The 18,431-nt window shown below is 72.6% G+C and carries 18 protein-coding genes; 8 read left to right on the top strand and 10 right to left on the bottom strand.

Annotated elements, in window-relative coordinates:
• Positions 1-1,290 (bottom strand): ATP-binding protein (locus ACFQ3T_RS23415; RefSeq protein ID WP_380725873.1); only part of this gene is annotated, 1,290 nt, incomplete at its 3' end.
• Positions 1,291-1,414: 124 nt separating this feature from the next.
• Here ACFQ3T_RS23415 and ACFQ3T_RS23410 point away from each other — a divergent pair.
• Complete coding sequence (locus ACFQ3T_RS23410; protein ID WP_380725871.1) at positions 1,415-2,608, top strand: serine hydrolase domain-containing protein; 1,194 nt, start codon at positions 1,415-1,417, stop codon at positions 2,606-2,608.
• A gap of 127 nt (positions 2,609-2,735) precedes the next feature.
• Here the strand turns inward: ACFQ3T_RS23410 and ACFQ3T_RS23405 are convergent, their stop codons facing one another.
• A complete protein-coding gene (locus ACFQ3T_RS23405) occupies positions 2,736-3,368 on the bottom strand; it encodes a TetR/AcrR family transcriptional regulator (RefSeq protein ID WP_380725869.1) in 633 nt (210 codons plus the stop codon).
• A 236-nt stretch (positions 3,369-3,604) separates the two neighbouring features.
• Between ACFQ3T_RS23405 and ACFQ3T_RS23400 the strand changes: the two genes are divergently transcribed.
• Entirely contained in the window at positions 3,605-4,084 is a 480-nt protein-coding gene (locus ACFQ3T_RS23400) for a DinB family protein (RefSeq protein ID WP_380725867.1), read from the top strand.
• A 156-nt stretch (positions 4,085-4,240) separates the two neighbouring features.
• The gene (locus ACFQ3T_RS23395; protein WP_380725865.1) at positions 4,241-5,224 is read left to right on the top strand and encodes a PHP domain-containing protein; all 984 of its coding nucleotides are present in this window, start codon (positions 4,241-4,243) and stop codon (positions 5,222-5,224) included.
• Between the two features lie 9 nt (positions 5,225-5,233).
• Here the strand turns inward: ACFQ3T_RS23395 and ACFQ3T_RS23390 are convergent, their stop codons facing one another.
• On the bottom strand, positions 5,234-6,238 hold the full coding sequence (locus ACFQ3T_RS23390; protein ID WP_380725863.1) for a radical SAM protein: 1,005 nt from the start codon (positions 6,236-6,238) through the stop codon (positions 5,234-5,236).
• A gap of 256 nt (positions 6,239-6,494) precedes the next feature.
• Here ACFQ3T_RS23390 and ACFQ3T_RS23385 point away from each other — a divergent pair, with 256 nt between their 5' ends.
• Positions 6,495-7,169, top strand: coding sequence for an NPCBM/NEW2 domain-containing protein (locus tag ACFQ3T_RS23385; protein WP_380725861.1), 675 nt, complete (start codon positions 6,495-6,497; stop codon positions 7,167-7,169).
• A 303-nt stretch (positions 7,170-7,472) separates the two neighbouring features.
• Here the strand turns inward: ACFQ3T_RS23385 and ACFQ3T_RS23380 are convergent, their stop codons facing one another.
• Genes ACFQ3T_RS23380 through ACFQ3T_RS23355 form a run of 6 tightly spaced genes read right to left on the bottom strand, consistent with a single transcriptional unit; the run spans position 7,473 to position 14,222 of the window.
• Positions 7,473-8,765, bottom strand: coding sequence for an ABC transporter substrate-binding protein (locus tag ACFQ3T_RS23380; protein ID WP_380725859.1), 1,293 nt, complete (start codon positions 8,763-8,765; stop codon positions 7,473-7,475).
• 13 nt (positions 8,766-8,778) lie between these two features.
• Positions 8,779-9,879 (bottom strand): branched-chain amino acid ABC transporter permease, encoded by a 1,101-nt coding sequence (locus ACFQ3T_RS23375; RefSeq protein ID WP_380725856.1) that lies wholly within the window; start codon positions 9,877-9,879, stop codon positions 8,779-8,781.
• Entirely contained in the window at positions 9,876-10,763 is an 888-nt protein-coding gene (locus ACFQ3T_RS23370) for a branched-chain amino acid ABC transporter permease (RefSeq protein WP_380725854.1), read from the bottom strand. Before ACFQ3T_RS23370 ends, ACFQ3T_RS23375 begins: the two co-directional genes overlap by 4 nt.
• Positions 10,760-12,616, bottom strand: coding sequence for an AMP-dependent synthetase/ligase (locus tag ACFQ3T_RS23365; protein WP_380725852.1), 1,857 nt, complete (start codon positions 12,614-12,616; stop codon positions 10,760-10,762). The genes ACFQ3T_RS23370 and ACFQ3T_RS23365 overlap by 4 nt, the downstream gene beginning before the upstream one ends.
• Positions 12,613-13,440 (bottom strand): ABC transporter ATP-binding protein, encoded by an 828-nt coding sequence (locus tag ACFQ3T_RS23360; RefSeq protein WP_380725850.1) that lies wholly within the window; start codon positions 13,438-13,440, stop codon positions 12,613-12,615. Before ACFQ3T_RS23360 ends, ACFQ3T_RS23365 begins: the two co-directional genes overlap by 4 nt.
• Positions 13,437-14,222: an ABC transporter ATP-binding protein gene (locus tag ACFQ3T_RS23355; RefSeq protein ID WP_380725848.1), complete on the bottom strand. Its 786-nt coding sequence runs from the start codon at positions 14,220-14,222 to the stop codon at positions 13,437-13,439. Before ACFQ3T_RS23355 ends, ACFQ3T_RS23360 begins: the two co-directional genes overlap by 4 nt.
• A gap of 211 nt (positions 14,223-14,433) precedes the next feature.
• Here ACFQ3T_RS23355 and ACFQ3T_RS23350 point away from each other — a divergent pair, with 211 nt between their 5' ends.
• From ACFQ3T_RS23350 to ACFQ3T_RS23335, 4 genes are all read left to right on the top strand, one after another.
• Entirely contained in the window at positions 14,434-14,811 is a 378-nt protein-coding gene (locus ACFQ3T_RS23350; RefSeq protein ID WP_380725846.1) for an ATP-binding protein, read from the top strand.
• Positions 14,808-15,554, top strand: coding sequence for a SigB/SigF/SigG family RNA polymerase sigma factor (locus ACFQ3T_RS23345; RefSeq protein ID WP_380725844.1), 747 nt, complete (start codon positions 14,808-14,810; stop codon positions 15,552-15,554). Before ACFQ3T_RS23350 ends, ACFQ3T_RS23345 begins: the two co-directional genes overlap by 4 nt.
• 62 nt (positions 15,555-15,616) lie before the next feature.
• Entirely contained in the window at positions 15,617-15,979 is a 363-nt protein-coding gene (locus tag ACFQ3T_RS23340) for a hypothetical protein (protein WP_380725842.1), read from the top strand.
• Between the two features lie 255 nt (positions 15,980-16,234).
• On the top strand, positions 16,235-17,158 hold the full coding sequence (locus tag ACFQ3T_RS23335) for a hypothetical protein (protein ID WP_380725840.1): 924 nt from the start codon (positions 16,235-16,237) through the stop codon (positions 17,156-17,158).
• A 117-nt stretch (positions 17,159-17,275) separates the two neighbouring features.
• Here ACFQ3T_RS23335 and ACFQ3T_RS23330 read toward each other — a convergent pair whose 3' ends face one another.
• On the bottom strand, positions 17,276-18,241 hold the full coding sequence (locus ACFQ3T_RS23330) for a DNA topoisomerase IB (protein ID WP_380725838.1): 966 nt from the start codon (positions 18,239-18,241) through the stop codon (positions 17,276-17,278).
• Positions 18,242-18,431 lie beyond the last annotated feature (190 nt).

Genomic DNA, 18,431 nt, shown 5'->3' with positions numbered 1-18,431 from the left:
CAGCGCCGCCGCCGTCTCGGGCGCGGTGGTGCGGTCCGCGGCGGCGGCCTGCGCCATCACCCGCACCGCGCGCAGGTCGCCGGGCGGTGCGGACTCGGCCAGGTGCCAGGCCAGCTCCAGCTCGTCCACCGGGAGCCCGCGGTCGCGGTCGTCCAGCAGCCGGGCGCTGATGAGGCTGTGCAGGTGACGGCGCTGCGCCGGACCGATCTCCTGGTACAGCGCCTCGCCGACCAGGGCGTGCGAGAACCGGTAGCCGCGGTCCTCGTCCCGCACCACGATGTGCGCGCGCAGCAGCTCGTCGAACGCGTCGACCACCGTCTCCTCCGGCAGCGACGACACCCGCGCGAGCAGGCCGATCTGGTCCAGCCGCACCCGCCGGAAGATCGACACGGCACGGGCCACCGCACGCGTGTCCCGGTCCAGCGGCGCGACGCGGCGCAGCACGGCCTCCCGCCGGGTCAGCCGGATCGCGGCCGGCGACACGGTCAGCCGGGCCCGGTCGCCGTCCACCGACACCAGGTCCAGCTCCCGCAGCGACCGGGCGATCTCCACCGCGAAGAACGGGTTGCCGTCGGCGCGCTGGTGCACCTCGTGCGCCAGCCCGTCGTCCACGGGCGTGCCCAGCACCGACTCCACGATCCGCGCCACGTCGCCGCCGCTCAACGGCGCCAGCTCCAGCCGCACCACCTCGGCGTGCCGCTCCAGCCGGTCCAGCAGCTCGTCCACGCCGCTGTCGCGGTGGTGCGCGCGGGTGGCGGCGATGAGCACGAGGGGCGCGGCGGTGACCCGGCGCAGCACCACGGCGAGCATGGCCAGCGAGTCGTCGTCGGCCTGGTGGAGGTCGTCCAGCACGAGGGCGGCGGGACGGTCGGCGGCGAGGCCGGTGAGCGCGCGGGCGACCAGCTCGCACGAGCGGCCGAACCACGTCGCGTCCGACGTGCCGCGCACGTCCGGGTTCACGCCGACGTCCGGCGGGACGAGCGCCTCGGGGTCCACCACGGTCAGGTCGAGCGCTTCCGACGCGGCCCGCACGTCGGGCGTCGGCGGCACCGATCGCAGCGCCGCCGCGACCGCCGCGTACGGGATGCGCCTGCTGACGTCGTCCGACTCGGCCGCCGCCACCGCGCACCCGCGGGCGCGAAGCCGGCGGCACGCCTCGGCGATCAGGCTGGACTTGCCGATGCCCGGCTCGCCGGACACCACGACGGCGACCAGACCGGCGGCGGGCACGCGGTCCACCGCGTCGGACACGGCCGCCAGCTCGGTTTCCCGGCCGAAGAAGGACGACAAGGGCGACCTCCCGTCGTTGGCTCCCACCGGGGTCACTCACCCTACCGATTGAGGAATCCCTACTCACGTGTCGTGGCTCACGGTGGTGACATGGGTGCCCACCACCGCCGCACCAGGAGGACCGATGACGGTCGAGGGCACCTGCGCCGACGAGTTCGCCGAAGTGCGCGCCGAGTTCGAACGCAACTTCGCCGAGCGCGGCGAGGTGGGCGGCGGCGTGCACGTGACCGTCGACGGCGAGACCGTCGTGGACCTGTGGGGCGGTGACGCGGGCGGCCGGCCGTGGACCGAGGACACGATCACGCACGTGTGGTCGTGCACCAAGGGCGCCACGGCGTTGTGCGCGCACGTGCTGGCGTCGCGGGGCGAGCTGGACCTGGACGCGCCGGTCGTCCGCTACTGGCCCGAGTACGGGCAGAACGGCAAGGACGGCACGCTGGTGCGGCACCTGCTGGCGCACCAGGCCGGGCTGCCCGCGGTGCGGGAGCCGGTCCCGCCGGGCGGGATGTTCGACTGGGAGCTGATGACGGACCTGCTGGCGCGGCAGGAGCCGTTCTGGGCGCCGGGCACGCGGCACGGCTACCACGCGCTGACGTTCGGGTACCTGATCGGCGAGGTGGTCCGGCGGGTCGCCGGCGCGTCGCTGGCGGAGTTCTTCGAGAAGGAGGTCTCCGGCCCGCTCGGGTTGGACTTCTGGCTGTCGCTGCCGGAGGACCTGGAGCCGCTGGTCGCGCCGACGATCCCGGCCGAGCGCGGCGAGGCCGTGCCCACGATGTACCTGGCGGCGGTGACGCGGCGCGAGTCGATGCAGGCGTTGCTGGTCGCGAACAGCGGCGGGTACGTGGCGGCGTCGAACACGCGTGAGGCGCACGCGGCGCAGTACGGCGCGGTCGGCGGGATGAGCAACGCGCGCGGTTTGGCGCAGATGTACCGGCCGCTGGCGCTGGGCGGCGAGTACAACGGGGTGCGGCTGGTCGACGAGGCGCGCGTGCCGGTCATGTCGGCGGTGGTGACGGCGGGGTTCGACGCGATGCTGCTCGCGCCGTCGCGGTTCTCGGCGGGGTTCATGAAGAGCGTGGACAACCACTACCTGCCCGCCGCGGACCGGGGCGTGGTGCTGTCGGAGGACGCGTTCGGCCACTCCGGGATGGGCGGCTCGCTCGGGTTCGCGGCGCCGGCGTCGCGCCTGTCGTTCGGGTACGTGATGACGAAGATGGGTCCGGGCGTGGGCGTGAACGAGCGCGGTCAGTCCCTTGTGGACGCCGTCTACCGGGCGCTGGGCCACCGGCAGGCGCCGGGCGGCCTCTGGTTCCGCTGATCGGGAGCTCTGGCCGGGTGGCGCTGGTCGGGTGGCGCTGGTCGGGTGGCGCTGGCCGGGTGGCGCTGGTCGGGTGGCTCTGGCCGGGTGGCGGTGGCAGGGTCGCGCCGGCCGGGTGGGGGCGGCGCTACGGCGAGAGGCCGTAGACCGAGCGCAGCCAGACGCACGTCAGGGTGTCGACCAGCTCGCGGTCCCGTGCGGCGGAACGGCGCGACCGCGAGCGGCTGAGGAACGCCTGCTCGTTCATCGCGACCAGGACCGCGGCCAGCGACCGGGCGTCCGGGCCGGGCGGCGCGACGCCGGCCTCCCGCTCGCCGTCGATCTGCGACGCCGTCGCGTCGATGAAGCGGCGGGCCACGCCGGCCCAGAACTCGCGCATCGACGGGTCGGTGTCGCGGGCCCGGACGGAGGCCCGCAGCACCGCGCCGTGCTTGCGCCACAACACGAGGCTTGCGCCGAGGGCGCGGCGGATGGCGTCCTCGGGCGGCTCGCTGCCGCGCCGCAGCCACGACGACGCCGACTCGTACAGGGCGTCCACGACACCGCCGGTGAGGGCGTGCAGCACCGCTTCCCGCGACGCGAAGTGGAAGTAGAACGTCGATCGCGAGATGCCCGCGCCCGACGCCAGCTCGTCGACCGCGATGTCGTCCAGCGAACGCGCCTGCAGCAGGCGTTCCGCCGTGTCCAGGATCGCCTGCGAGGTGAGGTCGCCCTTGCTGGGCTTGCGCCGCGACCCGGCCGTGCCGGCACGTGGGGACATGGCGATCATCCTCGGTTCCGCGCACCGGCGGCCGCAAGCTTTCCGCGCGCAACGCCGCCGAAGTCGCAAATCCGCCGGCGCCCTGCCGCAGAATGGCGGTGTCGCGCGCGCTGGTTGACTTGTGCCGGCTCGCGCCAGGGGAGTCGTGCGGGCCGGCACGGTCGGCATCGCCGTGGGCCGCCCGCTCGCACGAGCCGCCGTGGCCCTCGGCCCGCAACGTGGACAGGAGATCGTGGATGGGCCCGTTCGATGTGCCGCTGGACGACGAACGCACCCAGCTCGAAGCCTTCATCGAGGAGTACCGGGGCGCCATCGAGGCGGCCCTCGACGGTCTCACCGAGGAGCAGGCCCGCCGCCGGCTCGTCCCGTCGGCGACGACGTTGCTCGGGCTGCTCAAGCACGTCACGTGGATGCAGCGGGTGTGGTTCGAGGAGTGCGTCGGCGGCACGCCCCGCCGGGAGCTGGGCCTGGTGCAGACCCCGGACGACTCCTTCCGGCTCGCCGACGACGACACCATCGCCTCGGTCACGGCGGCGCACCGGGAAGCCTGCGCCACGGCGCGTGCGGTGATCGCGGACCTGCCGCTGGACACCGTCGCGACCGGCCACCGGACCGGACCTCGCACCCTCCGCTGGGTGTGCCTGCAGGTGCTGCGGGAACTGGCCCACCACTGCGGGCACGCCGACATCCTGCGGGAACAGGTGCTCGCCGACTGAGTTCGGCGGCCAAGGCCCCGGCGCGGGGCCGCACGCGCGGCTCGGCGGGGGTTGCGGCTCGGCGCACAGGCGCTTCCGCTCCCGCCCGGCGTCCCTGCTCGGCGCGCGGGCGTTCCCGGCTCGCGCGGAGCGGACCGGCTGGAGTAGACAGGACGGGTGGACCCCCTCTGGGCATTGCGACAGGTGGCGTTCCAGCTCGAACGCGCGGGTGAGCCCACCTACCGGGTGCGGGCGTTCCGGAAGGCGGCGGAGGTGGTGGCCGCGTTGCCGGAGGGCGAGGTGGCGCGACGCGTGGCGGCCGGGACGTTGACCGACCTGCCCGGCATCGGCAAGGCCACCGCGGGCGTCGTCGCGGACGCCGTCGCCGGGCGCGAACCGTCCTACCTGAGCCGGTTCCGGGAGCCGGTCGTCGGCGGGCAGGCCCTGCGGGCGTCGCTGAAGGGCGACTGCCACACGCACTCGGACTGGTCCGACGGCGGCAGCCCGATCCGGGAGATGGCCGAGACGGCCCGCGCCCTCGGGCACGAGTGGGTGGTGCTGACCGACCACTCGCCCCGCCTGACCGTCGCCAACGGGCTGTCCGCGGACCGGCTGCTCGCCCAGCTGGACGTCGTCGCCGAGCTGAACGCCGAGCTCGCGCCGTTCCGCGTCCTCACCGGGATCGAGGTCGACATCCTGGACGACGGCTCGCTCGACCAGCGGCCGGACCTGTTGGAGCGGCTGGACGTCGTGGTGGCCAGCGTCCACTCGAAGCTGCGCATGCCCGCCGCCGAGATGACGGCGCGCATGGTGGCCGCCGTGTCCAACCCGCACGTCGACGTCCTCGGCCACTGCACCGGCCGGCTGGTGGTCGGCAAGGGGCGGCCGGAGTCGACGTTCGACGCGGAGGCGGTGTTCTCGGCGTGCGTCGAGCACGGGACCGCCGTCGAGATCAACTCGCGGCCCGAGCGCCGCGACCCGCCGGGACGGCTGCTGCGGCTGGCGGTCGACCTGGGGTGCTCGTTCGCGATCGACAGCGACGCCCACGCGCCGGGGCAGCTGGACTGGCTGTCGTTCGGGTGCGAGCGCGCCGAGGAGTGCGGGGTGACCCCCGATCGGGTGATCAACACGCTGGGGGCGGAGGAGCTCCTGACCCGGTGACCCTCCCCGTCAGCGGCCGGCGGTGGCGGGGCGGTGGGTCCGGGACGCCCTGACCAGGTGGCCGTACCAGGGCACCAGGGGGCCGGTCCGGCCGTCCACCAGGCGTTGCCACGTCGTCCGGCACAGGGCGAGGAACGGTGCGGCGTCCCAGGCCCGTGCGAGGTCGGCCAGCGGCCGGTCCAGGACGTTGCCCAGGCCGTAACGGCGGTCGAAGCCGTAGGACACCGGCACCACCGCGCCGTTCGCCTCGACGACCAACGGGGTCAGCCAGCCGCCGAGGGGTCGGCCGTCGTCCACCGGCACGGCCATGAACGCCTCCGGCTTCCGCGCCAGCATGGTGCGCGGCACGGCGTCGAGCTGCACGGCGAGCCCGTGGTCCTCCGCGATCCGGCCCAGCTCGACCGCCGCGTACGCCAGCTCGACCGAGTCCGGGCGCTCACCGGGCATGGACCTGCTCGCCGCACCCTCGGGTTCGAGCGGGTGAACTTGGAGCAGCAGCGCCCCGGACCGGGCCGCCGCCACGGCGACGTCACCCAGTTGAGTGGCATTTCCCTGCGTCAGGGTGGTGATCACGCCGACCGGGATGCCGGCCTCCGTGAGCCTGCGGATGCCCGCCAACGCCTTGTCGAAGCACCCTTCCAGGTCCCGGATGCGGTCGTGGGTGGCCCGGTCGCCGTCCAGCGACACGGCCACCAGGTCGACCAGCCCGCGCACCACGCCGATGCGCCGCTGCGTCAACGCCACCGCGTTCGTGGTGACGGTGGTCCGCATGCCCGCCGCACGGGCCGCGCGCAGCAGGGCGGGCAGCTCCGGGTACAGGAACGGCTCGCCGCCGGACACGTTGAGCACGTCGTAGCCCAGCGCGGCGGCGTCCCGGACCACGGCGGACAGCACGGCGATCGGGACGGACTCGGCGACGTCCGGGCCGGAGCTGGAGTAGCAGTGCAGGCAGCGCAGGTTGCACAACCTGGTCGGGTGAACTTGCAGGACGGCCCGGCCGCTCGTCTGCCCCATCCCACCCTCCCGTGATCCTCGACTACCCGTATGGAGCACGGTCGGGCCCCGGTGATACGTCCCGCGGCCCGGCACTTCAGGCCCGCCGGCGGACGTCGAGGCGACGCGCCCGGCCCCGACAACGCCCCCGAATCGAATTCCGCTGAATCGAGCCCGATTCGGTTCGGGCCGGTGCTAGTCTCCCGCCCCAGTCGGGACGAATGCGCACCGACAATGACGAGTTCGGCTCACGTCTGGGACCTGAGAGGTCGGCGACATGGATGACCGGGATCGCGAACCCGCCCGCGCCGGCGGTCGGGGCAGAACGGTGGCGTTGTTGTCGGCCGCCGGTGTGGCGGTCCTGGCGCTGGGCGTGGTGATCGGCACGCGGCTGGACACGTCGTCCACCTCCGCCGCCGCGGACAGCCCGCCGACCTCCGCCACACCGCCCACCACCCCGGCGACGGTCGTGACCAGCGAATCCATCGCCATGCTGCGCCCCGGCGCCACGTGGCTCGCCGACCTCGCACCGGTCGACAGCAGCTCGATCGACGACATGTACGTCGAGAGCCCGTGGACGGCCGCGGCGGCGCGGGTGCGCGGCGTCACCTACGGCAAAGCCGTTTCCGCGACCGGCGCGTGGTGTTCCTCCGCGCAACTCGTATTCGCCCTCGACGGGAAATACGATAAGTTCTCGGCACACGTCGGCATCGCCGAGGACTCATTGGAGACGAAAGGACTGGACTTCTACGTCCTGGCCGACGACAAACGCGTCGCGGAAATCCCGGACGTCGGCCTGACCCCGCAGCCGGTCGACATTTCGGTGGCCGGCGCGAGCCGCCTCGCCATCGGCGTCGAGCCCACGGCGTCCGACCTCAGCGACTGCCCCGGCCCCGAACGGGTGGGCGTGTGGGCCGACCCGTCGCTGACCGCCGCCACCCCGCCGAACTGACCTCACGCCACGGGCTGACGCCACCTGACGCACTCCCGCGCCACCCCGCCGACCACCGCACCACCGCACCACCGCACCACCGCACCACCCGACAGCCGCCACACCACGAGACGGCCGCACCACCCGACAGCCGCTGCCCACCCGACGGGCCGCCGCACGACGGGAGTGACCGCCGGCCCACCGGATCGCCGGCCCGTCGTCACACCTGCCGTCCCGTCACGGGCGCGGAGGGCGAGACGCCAAGGCGCCCCGACCACCGAGAGCGGTGGTCGGGGCGCCGGGTCGTGCGGGCGGTCGGGTCGGTCAGGTGTAGCAGGGCTTCTCGAACTTGAAGTCCTTCGCCGTCGGCCCGGTGAAGAAGTCCTCCACCAGCCCCAGGCCGGTCTGCCCGGACTCGTCCGGCTTGTAGATCAACGTCTGCCGGAACGTGCTGTCGTTCGGGTTGCCGGCGAAGTTGCCCGCGCCCTGCGGCAGCATGCCCTCGTAGTCCACGGAGGTGAGCTGCCGCACCGCGGCCAGCACGCCGGCGCGGGTCAGGTCCTTGTTCTCCGCCGCCTTCTCCAGGGCCGCCTTCAACGGGTACGCCCACACCCACCCGGACGTGTAGCCGTCGTTCGGCGTCACGCCCGGCAGGGCCTCGCGCAGCGCCTTGTGCCCGGGGCTGTCGGTGGTCCACGTCTTCCACGGCGCGGACTGCATGTAGAGCGCCTTGATCGCGGGCGCCGCCGGGCTCTGCATCAAGCCCTGGTTCCACGTCGGCGAGGTGCCGATGAACTTGCCCTTGAACCCGCGCGCCGCGGTCTGGCCGATGATCACGGCGGCGTCGGTCGGCCCGGTGGTCAGGATGACCACGTCCGGCTTGTTCGCCAGCACGGCGTCGATGGCGCCGCCCTGGTTGTCCTGGCCGGTCTGGGTGACCGCGTTCGAGAACGTCACCCCGCGCTTCTCCGCCGCGATCTTCGCGCCCGCCGCCGCGTCGTCGCCGTAGTCACCCGGCAGGTGCACGGCCATGACGCTCTTCGCGCCGAGCTTGTCGACCGCGTAGTCCACCGAGTTCATCGACTCGACGCAGTAGTTCGCGCCGGATTCGAGGATGACCTCCTCCACGCCCCACAGCGACGTCCACGACGCCGGCACGCTCACCATCTGCGTGCTCTCCAGGTCGGGCAGGATCGCCGCGGTCGTCGGCGAGCCCAGGGTCTGGGTCAGCGCCAGCACCTTGCCCTTGATCTCCTGGTAGACCTGGTTGTGGATCTGCGGGTTGTACTTGTTGTCCTTGACGTGCGTCGTGACGTCCACGTCGTACCCGCCGATGCCGCCCTGGTCGTTGACCCGCTTCCAGAACGCCTTCTGCGCGTCCGTGATCGGCACGGCCAGCGTCTTGAACGGCCCTTCCGTCAGGTCCGAGATCGTGCCCAGGTAGATGCAGCCCCGGTCACTGTGGCCGGTGTCCGGGCACGGCTCGCTGGTCACGCCGAAATCGACCTTGATGCCGCCCTTGCCCTCCTGCGGGGCCGCGCCGTCGCCACCGCGACAGGCGACGGCGGCCAGCGCGACGACCGAGAGCACCGCGAGCACCGTTCTGTGACTTGCCATCCCATCCACCCTTTCAGTACGAGAAAGGCCAAGTGCGCCAGTAGTTGCGGACGCGCACCCAGATACCGAACAGGCCACGTGGTTCCACGATCAGGAACACCACGATCAGCAGCCCGTAGAGGACCGCCTCGACCTGGAACACCGTGACCGCACCGGTCGCGTCGGCGCTGACGAACGGCAGCACCGTCGGGAGCTCCCGGGTGATGCGCGGCAGCAGCGTGATGAACAGCGCGCCCATGATGGCGCCGGAGATCGTCCCCGCGCCGCCGATGAGCACCATCGCGATGTACTGCACCGACAGGAGCAGCCCGAACGAGCCGGGGTCGAAGAACCCGTTGACCACGAACAACAACGAGCCGGCCACCCCGGCGTAGAACGACGACACGGCGAAGGCGAGCGCCTTGTACCGGGTCAGGTCGACGCCGATCACCGCCGCCGCCAGGTCCCGGTCCCGCACCGCCGCGAACGCGCGACCGATCCGCGACCGCACCAGGTTCCGGGCCAGCACGGCGAAGATCACCAGCAGCACGAACATCAGCAGGTACAGCTGCTGCGGCCCGGTGAACAGCGCCGAAGCCCGGTCCAGCCGCACGCCGAACAGCTCGGGCACCGCCGCGGGCCGCCCCACGCCGGGGCCGCCGGTCAGCGACGTCCACTCGCGGAAGACGTGCTCGCCGAGGAACACCAGCCCCAGCGTCACGATCGCGAGGTACAGGCCGCGCAGCCGCGCCGCGATGGGCGCCACGATCAGCCCGGCCAGCCCGGCGACGAGCCCGGACGCCAGCAGCCACACCGGCAGCGACGTCACGCCGAACCCGAGCACCCGCCCGTCCGGGTCGCCGGACAGCGCCGCGCCCGTGTACGCGCCGATGGCGAGGAAGAACGCGTGCCCCAACGACACCTGCCCCGCGTACCCGGTCACGATGTTCAGCCCGATCGCGCCGATCGCGGCCACGAACCCGGTCGCCAGCAGCATCAGCAGGTCGTCGGTGATGGCGAACGGCAGGAGCAGCGCGACCACCACCAGCGATCCCGTCCACGCGCGCTTGGGCCGCGTGTTCAGGAACGCCATGTCCTGCGAGTAGGAGGTGTAGAGATCCGGACGACCCTTCACAGGCGTTCCACCTCCTTGCTGCCGAACAGCCCGTAGGGCCGCACGAGCAGCACGACCAGCATCAGCACGTACGGCGCGACCAGCGCGAAGTTCGGCCCGAGCCACGGCGCCACGTCACCCTGGTAGGTGCCGACCAGCGACTCCACCACCCCGACCGCGAGCCCGCCGACGACCGCGCCGCCGAGCGAGTCCAGCCCGCCGAGGATGATCGCCGGCAACGCCTTCAGCGCGATCACCCACAACTGCTGGTCCACGCCCGCGCCGGTGGCCACGAACACCCCGGCCAACGCCGCCAGCCCGCCCGCGATGGCCCACGACAGGGCGAACACCGAGCCGACCGAGATGCCCTGCGCCAGCGCCACCTCCTGGTCGTAGGCGACGGCGCGCATGGCCAGCCCGACCCGGGAGAACCGGAAGAACGCGAACAGCACCGCGACCACGGCCACCGTCGTCCCGAACATCACCAGGTACCGCTGCTGCACCTCGACGCCGAGCAGCGTCACCGTCGACAGGCCCCACGGGTCGCCGACCTGGCGCACGTCCAGCCCGATGAACGCGTTGGTCACCACGCGCACCACGACGTCCACGCCGATGGTGATGATCGCGACCACGAACACCGGCTTGCCGATCATGGGCCGCAGCACGGTCCGCTCCACGCCCAGCGCGAGCACCGCGATCAGCACCGCCGCGATGGGCACGGCGACGAAGAACCCGACCTCCGCGGCCAGGTAGCTGACCAGGACCGCGCCCGCCAGCATGAACGCGGGCTGGGCGAAGCTGATCACCCTGGTGGACTTGTAGATGATGACGAAACCCAGCGCCAGCAGCGCGTAGATCGAGCCGGAGCCGAGGCCCCGGATCAGCGACTGCACGAACTCGCTCATCCGCGCCCCCCGAGGTACATGTCCTCCACGAGGTCGCCGAACACCTTGGCCAGCGCCGACCGCTTCACCTTCTGCGTCGCGGTCAGCTCGCCGTCCTCGTGGTCGAGCTCCTTGGGCAGCATGCGGAACTTCTTGACCTGCTCGACGCTCGCGAACCTCTCGTTGACCTTCGTCACGATGCCCTGCACCAACTCGCGCACCTCGTCCTTCTCCGCCAGGTCGCGGTAGGTGGTGTAGGTGATCCGGCGCTGCCGCGCCCAGTGGCCGACGGTGTCCTGCTCGATGCCGATCAGCGCCACCAGGTACGGGCGCTGGTCGCCGAGCACGATCGCCTCCTTGATGTACGGGGAGGTCTTCAGCGCGTTCTCGATCTCCGACGGGGCCACGTTCTTGCCGCCGGCGGTGATGATGATGTCCTTCATCCGGTCGGTGATCCGGACGTGCGTGCCGTCGACCCACTCGCCGACGTCGCCGGTGCGCAGCCACCCGTCCGGGGTCATGGCCCGCCGGGTGGCGTCCTCGTCGCGCCAGTAGCCCGCGAACACGCCCGCGTGCCGGGTCTGGATCTCGCCGTCGTCGGCGATCCGCAGCTCCACGCCGGGGTGCGGCTCGCCGACCGTGCCCACCTTGACCCGGCCGGGCCGGTTGCCGGTGGCGATGGCGCTGTTCTCGGTCATCCCGTACACCTCGTGCATCGGCACGCCGATGCCCATGAAGAACCGCAGCACCTCGGGCGAGATGGGCGCGGCGCCCGACGCGGCGTACCGGACGTGGCGCATCCCGATCCGCGCCTTGAGCGCGCGGAAGCAGAACAGCCAGCCCACGGCGTACGTGAGCCGCGTGGCGGCCGTGTGCCTGCCGCCGTTGCGCACCAGCCGCTCGCCGAGGCCGTCGGCGACCCGGAGCCAGAACCGGGTCGTGACGCGCTTGAGCCAGGTGGCGCTGGAGGCGCTGATCGTGATGGCCGCCAGCACCTTCTCCCAGATGCGCGGCACGCCGAACAGGATCGTCGGCTGCACCTCGCGCAGGTTCGCCTGCACCGTCTCGATGGACTCGGCGAAGTGCACCTGCACGCCCGCCGACGCGCTGAACCACGTGGTGAAGATGCGTTCGGCGACGTGGCACAGCGGCAGGTAGGAGAGGGTGACGTCCTTCGGCGACGGCGGCGGCGACGTGAACCCGCCGCCCTCGACCAGGGCTTCGATGGCGAACTCGACGTTGGCCACGGTGAGCATCGCGCCCTTGGGCGGCCCGGTCGTGCCCGACGTGTAGATCAACGTCATCACGTCGTCCGGCTCGACCTCGCGCATCCGGCGGTCCACCGCGTCCGGCGCGGCGGCCCGGTGCTCCTCGCCGAGGGCGAGGAAGTCGTCCCAGTGCAGCAGCCTGGGGTTGTCGTAGCGGTGCCGGATGCCGCGCGGCTCCAGGTAGACGATGCGCTCCAGTTCGGGCAGCGCGTCCAGCACGGACAGCGCCTTGTCGACCTGCTCCTGGTCCTCGGCGATGAGGACGCGGGCGCCGGAGTGCGACAGCAGGTAGGCGACCTCGCTCGCCGGGTTCGTCGGGTACAGGCCCACGGTGATCGCCCGCACGGCGACCGCGCCGAGGTCGGCGTACAGCCACTCGCGCCGGTTCTCGGAGTGGATCGCGACCCGGTCGCCGGGGTCGAGGCCGAGCGCGAGCAGGGCGTGCCCGACGAGTTCGACCTGGTCCCAGTACCGGGCCCAGGTGACCTCCCGCCAGATGCCCAGGTCCTTGGCGCGCATCGCCACCGCGTCCGGCGTGGCCGCCGCCCGGTCCCGCACGCGGGTGACGACGGTGGTGAGGGCGGTGGTGGCGGTCGCGGCGGTCATGCGGAACCTCCCACGGTCTGGTGCGCCTCGCCGAGGTAGGCCCGGACGACGTCCGGGTCCTGCTGCACCTCGGCGGGCGTGCCGGTGCGGATCGGCTTGCCGAAGTCGAGCACCATGACCCGGTCGGCCAGGTCCATGACCAGGCCCATGTCGTGCTCGACCATGATCATCGCGATGCCGAGCTCGTCGCGGACGTCGAGGACGAACCGGGCCATGTCCTCGGTCTCCTCGACGTTCATGCCGGCCACGGGCTCGTCCAGCAGCAGCAGCTTCGGCTCCATCGCCAGGGCGCGCCCCAGCTCGACGCGCTTCTGCACGCCGTAGGGCAGCAGGCCCACCGGCAGGCGCCGCCACTGCTCCAGTTCGAGGAAGTCGACGACCTCCTCGACGGCCGCCCGGTTGGCGCGCTCCTCGCGGCGGGCCCGCCCGACCCACGCGAACGCGGACAGCGCCCCGTACCGCATGTGGTTGTGGCGGCCCAGCATCAGGTTCTCGACCACGGTCAGGTGGGCGAACAGCTCGATGTTCTGGAACGTCCGGGCGACGCCGAGCGCGGCGATCCGGTGCGGCCGCTTGCCGACCAGGTCCTCGCCCAGGAACTGGACCGCGCCGGACTGCGGCCGGTACACGCCGGACAGCACGTTGAAGATCGACGTCTTGCCCGCGCCGTTCGGCCCGATGATCGCGAACAGCTCGCCTGCGGCCACGTGGAACGACACCCCGTCGACGGCCGTGACGCCGTCGAACGCGAGGGTGACGCCCTCGACCTCCAGCACGTTGCCCGCCGGCCCCTCCGCGGGGCCGCGCACGTCGGTACCGCTCACGACAACCACCGCTTCCGCCGCTTGTAGTGCTTCACGTCGCGGAACGACTGCGCGGCGCCCTCACCGCGCAGGCCCAGGTAGAACTCGCGCACGTCCTCGTCGGCGAGCAGCGCGGCGGCGGGCTTGTCCATCACGACCTTGCCGTTCTCCAGCACGTAGCCGTGGTCGGCGATGGACAGCGCCATGGTCGCGTTCTGCTCGACGAGCAGCACGGTCGTGCCCGCCGCGTTGATCTTCACGATGAGGTCGCGGATCTGCTGGACCATGAGCGGCGCGAGGCCGAGGCTCGGCTCGTCCAGCAGCAGGCACCTCGGCTCGGACATGAGCGCCCGGCCGATGGAGAGCATCTGCTGCTCGCCGCCGGACAGGTAGCCCGCGCTCTGCCGCCGCCGCTCCCGCAGCCGCGGGAACAGCTCGTACATGCGTTCGAGGTTCTGCTTGATGCCGCGCGGCCTGCTGTGGCCGCCGATGCGCAGGTTCTCCTCGACCGACAGCTCGGCGAGGATGCGCCTGCCCTCCAGGGCCTGCTTCACGCCGAGCGACGCGATGCGCGTCGGCGACGCGCGGTGGATCGGTGTTCCGTCGAGCGTGATCCGGCCGCGGGTGACCTTGCCGTCGTGCACGTCGAGCAGGCCGGACAACGCCCTGAGCAGCGTCGTCTTGCCCGCGCCGTTCGCGCCGAGGAGGGCCACGATCCGCCCTTCCGGGACCTTCAGGCTCACGCCGCGGAGCACCAGCATGACGTCGTCGTAGACGACCTCAAGGTTGTTCGCCTCAAGCACCAGGCGCCTCCGGGGATGTCGGGGAGGCGATCAGTATGACTCCGATCACAACGTTACCTACCACCGTTCGCAAACCGTGATGAACCAGCGCACGGCTTGTTCGGCTTTCACGATTCTGTTGCTCAGTCCTGTGTGGACTGGTGTAGCGGGAACAGCTCGGGGGTATGCCCCCGGCTACAGCGGACGAGGGCGTGAGGAGCATTCGCCACAGATGGAAGGCCCTGAGGTGGAGCGCTCGGAGGTGGAGCTCAGGGTGGCGGCGAGGCCGGCCCACCTCTCGACGGTCCGCGCGGTGGCCGGAGCCATCGCCCGTTCCACCCCCGAGCTGGCGATAGACCTGGTCATCGCGGTCGACGAGGCGTGCACGGCGCTCATCGCGCGCTCCCGCGAGCCGGACGCGCAAATGCTGTGCCGGTTCACCCGGGAAGGTGATTCCGTGCGCTTCCGGGCGGAGGTTCGGTCTACCGCCGTCACCGTCCCCGATCATGACTCGTTGTACTGGCGGGTTGTCAGTTCCGTAACCGACGCGGTGGCCACCTGGGTCGACGGGGAGGGCCGGTTGCGGGTCGAGCTGAGGTGTCGGGCATGAGCGCCGTCGACTACCAGCCGCTGTTCCACCAGCTGGCGGAGGCCGAGCGGGACGGCGAGCGGTACCACCGGCTGCGTGACCGCCTCGTCACCGAGCACCTGCCCCTGGCGCGGCACATCGCCGACCGGTTCGCCGAGCGCGGCGAGTCCGTCGAGGACCTGCGGCAGGTCGCGGCGCTGGGCCTGATCAACGCGGTGGACCGGTTCGACGTGTCCCGCGGCATCGACTTCCTCGCGTTCGCCGTGCCGACGATCACCGGCGAGGTCCGGCGGTACCTGCGCGACCAGGGGTGGGCGGTGCGCGTGCCGCGCCGGTTGAAGGAGCTGTGCGTCGCCATCGACACGGCGCGGGTCGAGCTGTCCCGGACCACCGGCCGGACGCCGACGCCGAGCGAGGTCGCGCGGCACCTCGGCATCCCGCTGAACGACGTGTACGAGGGCCTGCACGCCACGTCGGCGTACCACCTGCTGTCGCTGGACGAGGAGGTCATCACCGGCGAGCTGGACCACGCCGACTGGCTGAGCTGCGACGACCCGGCGCTGGAGGTCGTCGAGTTGCACCACGCGCTGGACCCGATGCTGCGCGGCCTGCCCAAGCGGGAGCGCCGGATCGTGGTGCTGCGGTTCTTCCGGAACATGACCCAGAGCCAGATCGCCGACAAGGTGGGCGTGTCCCAGATGCACGTCTCACGGCTCCTCAGCCGATCGCTGGCCCGGTTGCGGTCCCTCCTCGATGATGAGTAGCACTCGGTGACGCGCGGCGCTCGGCGACCGCCGGTCCTCCGGCGGGTGAAAGGGGTGGTCCCGTGGTGACGAACCTGACGAGCCTGGCGTGGCCGCAGCGGACCGCCCTCGGGCTGGGCGCGCTGCTCGTGGTGTGGGGCGTGGTCGACTTCGTCCGCGGCGACGCGCCGCTGGGCACGCTGCACGTGGTGACGGGGCTGGTGACCGCGCTGGCCGCGGTGCGCACCCGAGTGGCCCGGTTGGTCGGCACGCTGATGGGCGTGGTGTACCTGGTCGTGTTCGCGTTCGGGGTGAGCCGGTCGGGCGGCGCGATGGACGCCGGTCTGGTGGGCAACGTGGCCCACCTGTTGGTCGGCTTCGCGTCCGTGGCGGTGGCCGAGGGCTGCGCGTGGTGCGAGCAACGCGCCGACCGCACGGCCCGCTGACGGTGTCGCATTGAGGGCGGACTGACGGCGGCGGACTGACGGCGTGACCCTGGCGGTCTCGGCTGAGGGCGCCACCCTGACGGCGTTGCGATTCCGCGCCGTCGACCCCGGTTCCCCTTTCACGATTCCCGCTCACGTTTCCCCGTCGCGTTCCGTTCCCGGTCCCGCCGACGATTCCCCGTTCGCAGCAACGCCGCCGTGGTTGCACCGACCCCCTTTCGGGTATCTCCGAATTGACCCGAACGGGGAGGACCGATGCACACGGCGAGTCTGCACAACCTGGTCGACGTCGAGGGGCCGTTCGTCTCCGTGTTCCTCGACGTGGGGGACCACGTCGACCTGCGGTGGCGCGCGATGCGCGACCAGCTCCAGGCCCAGAACGCCGACGCCTACCTGATGGCGTTGGCGCACAAGGCGATCGCGTCCGGCGTGACGCCGCGCGGCTTCGCCGGGCGTGCGCTCATCGTCGGCGACGGGCGGGTGCTGGTGGACCAGTACGTGCCCGTGCCGCCCTCCGGCTACACCGCCCGCTTCGGCCGGCTGCCCTACCTGCTGCCCCTGGTCGACCTCTCCGAACCCCTGCTGCCGCACGTCGTGGTGCAGGTCGCGGAGCACGGCGCGGACCTGCGCGGCGTCGACCCGAGCGGACGGCCGGTGGCCGTGGCGTCGGTGGTCGCGCGCCGGCCGGGACGGCGGCTCGACGCGGCCGAACTGGCCGACGTCGCCGAGGAGGCGACCACCCTCGTGGACCGGCTGGGCGCGTCGCTGCTCGTGCTGGCCGGGCCGGTGGCCGGGCGGCGGTCGCTGCGCGTGGCGCTGCCGAACAAGTACCACCACCTGGTGGTCGAGGTGGAGGGCCCGGCGGACCGGGCCGTGCTGCACCTGGCCGGCCGGGCGAACCAGGACGCGCGGCGGGTCGTGGTGGACCGGTTCCGCGACGAGTCGAGCAGGTTGACCGGGCGCGCGGTGCACGGGCTGGACCCCGTGGTGCGGGCGCTGGAGGCGGGCGACGTCGAGACCCTGCTCGTCACGGACACGCTCGTCGGCTCGCGCGAGGTCGACGGCGGCCGGGCGGACGAGGTGCTGCCGCTGCGCGCGGTGGCGGCGGGCGCGGAGATCGTGCTCGTGGGCGGCGCGGTGCGGCTGCACCAGGACGTCGGCGCGCTCCTGCGGAGCTGAGGTGCGGGCGGACGCTCCGGGACGGGCGGCGGATGGTGATCATCGGGCGGTGGGACTGAGGCGGTGCGGTTGAGGCGGTGCGACTGAGGCGGTGATCCCCTCGGGAGCACCGCCCCGTCACTTCCGGAGCAGCCTGATCACGGCGCGCTCCACCGCCTCCCGCTCCCACGACCTCGGCTTGATCACCGTGCCCTCGTGGAACTTGCGCACCACCCTCGGGTCGACGTACGACTTGCGCGCCACCGCGGGCGTGTTGCCCAGCTCCTCGGACACCTCGCGCATCACCGCCGCCTCCACCCGCTTGCGCCCGCGCTGCGACTCCGGCCTGCCCTCGCGGGCGAACGCCACCGCCGCCGACACCGTCGCGTGCCACGTCCGCAGGTCCTTCACCGAGAACTCGGACCCGACGAGGTCCTTGAACCGCTCGTTCACGTCGTCGGACCCGATCACGTACCCCCCGGCGTCGGTCAGCAGCCGCTCGTCGGTGCCCGCCCGTCCGCGCAGCAGGGTCCGCACCGCCCGCGCCAGCCGCTCGCCCTCCACCGACGTGGTGAACTCCAGTCCGCCCTTCGCCGGGTAGCGGAAGTCCACGGCGGTCCCGCGCACGGTGACGTGCGAGCAGAGCAACGTGGCCACGCCGTGCGTGCCGTTGTCCGCCGCGTACGACTCGCCGCCCACCCGGAACATGCCCCGGTCGAGCACGGTCAACGCCACCGCGAGCACCCGCTGCCGGGACCGCCCCCGCCCGTCCAGCTCCCGGGCCACCTCCTCGCGGAACGCGGGCAGCACGGGCGCCAGCGTCAGCACGCGATCGTGCTTCTCCTCGTCCCGGTCCTGCCGCCACCGCTCGTGGTAGAGGTACTGGCGCCGCCCGGCCGCGTCGGTGCCCACCGCCTGGATGTGGCCGTTCGGGTGCGGGCACACCCAGACGTCGCGCCACGCGGGCGGGATGACGAGCGCCTTGATCCGCGCCACGGACTCGGGGTCGAGCGGCTCGCCGTCGGCGTCGGTGTAGGTGAACCCCCGGCCGCGCGCGCGGCGGCGCCAGCCGGGTCCGGACGGGTCGCTGCGGCGCAGTCTCACAGCGGGCAGGTTCCCGGACGGGTCGCGCCGAAACCCCCGTCGGGGGGAATCCCGCGGAAGTCGACGGTTGAAATGCCGACCGAGTGGGTATGGGTCCGGCATGACGCGACCGCGGACCGCGGGCGGCGGGCCGGACGTCCCGACCACCGCCCCGACCTGCGCGAACCCGTGCCGTCGGCCGGGTGCGCAC

The sequence above is a fragment of the Saccharothrix hoggarensis genome, from assembly GCF_042678885.1.
Classification (GTDB): domain Bacteria; phylum Actinomycetota; class Actinomycetes; order Mycobacteriales; family Pseudonocardiaceae; genus Actinosynnema; species Actinosynnema hoggarensis.
Note: the sequence above shows the minus strand (reverse complement) of the source record. Positions and strands in the feature narration are given on the sequence as shown.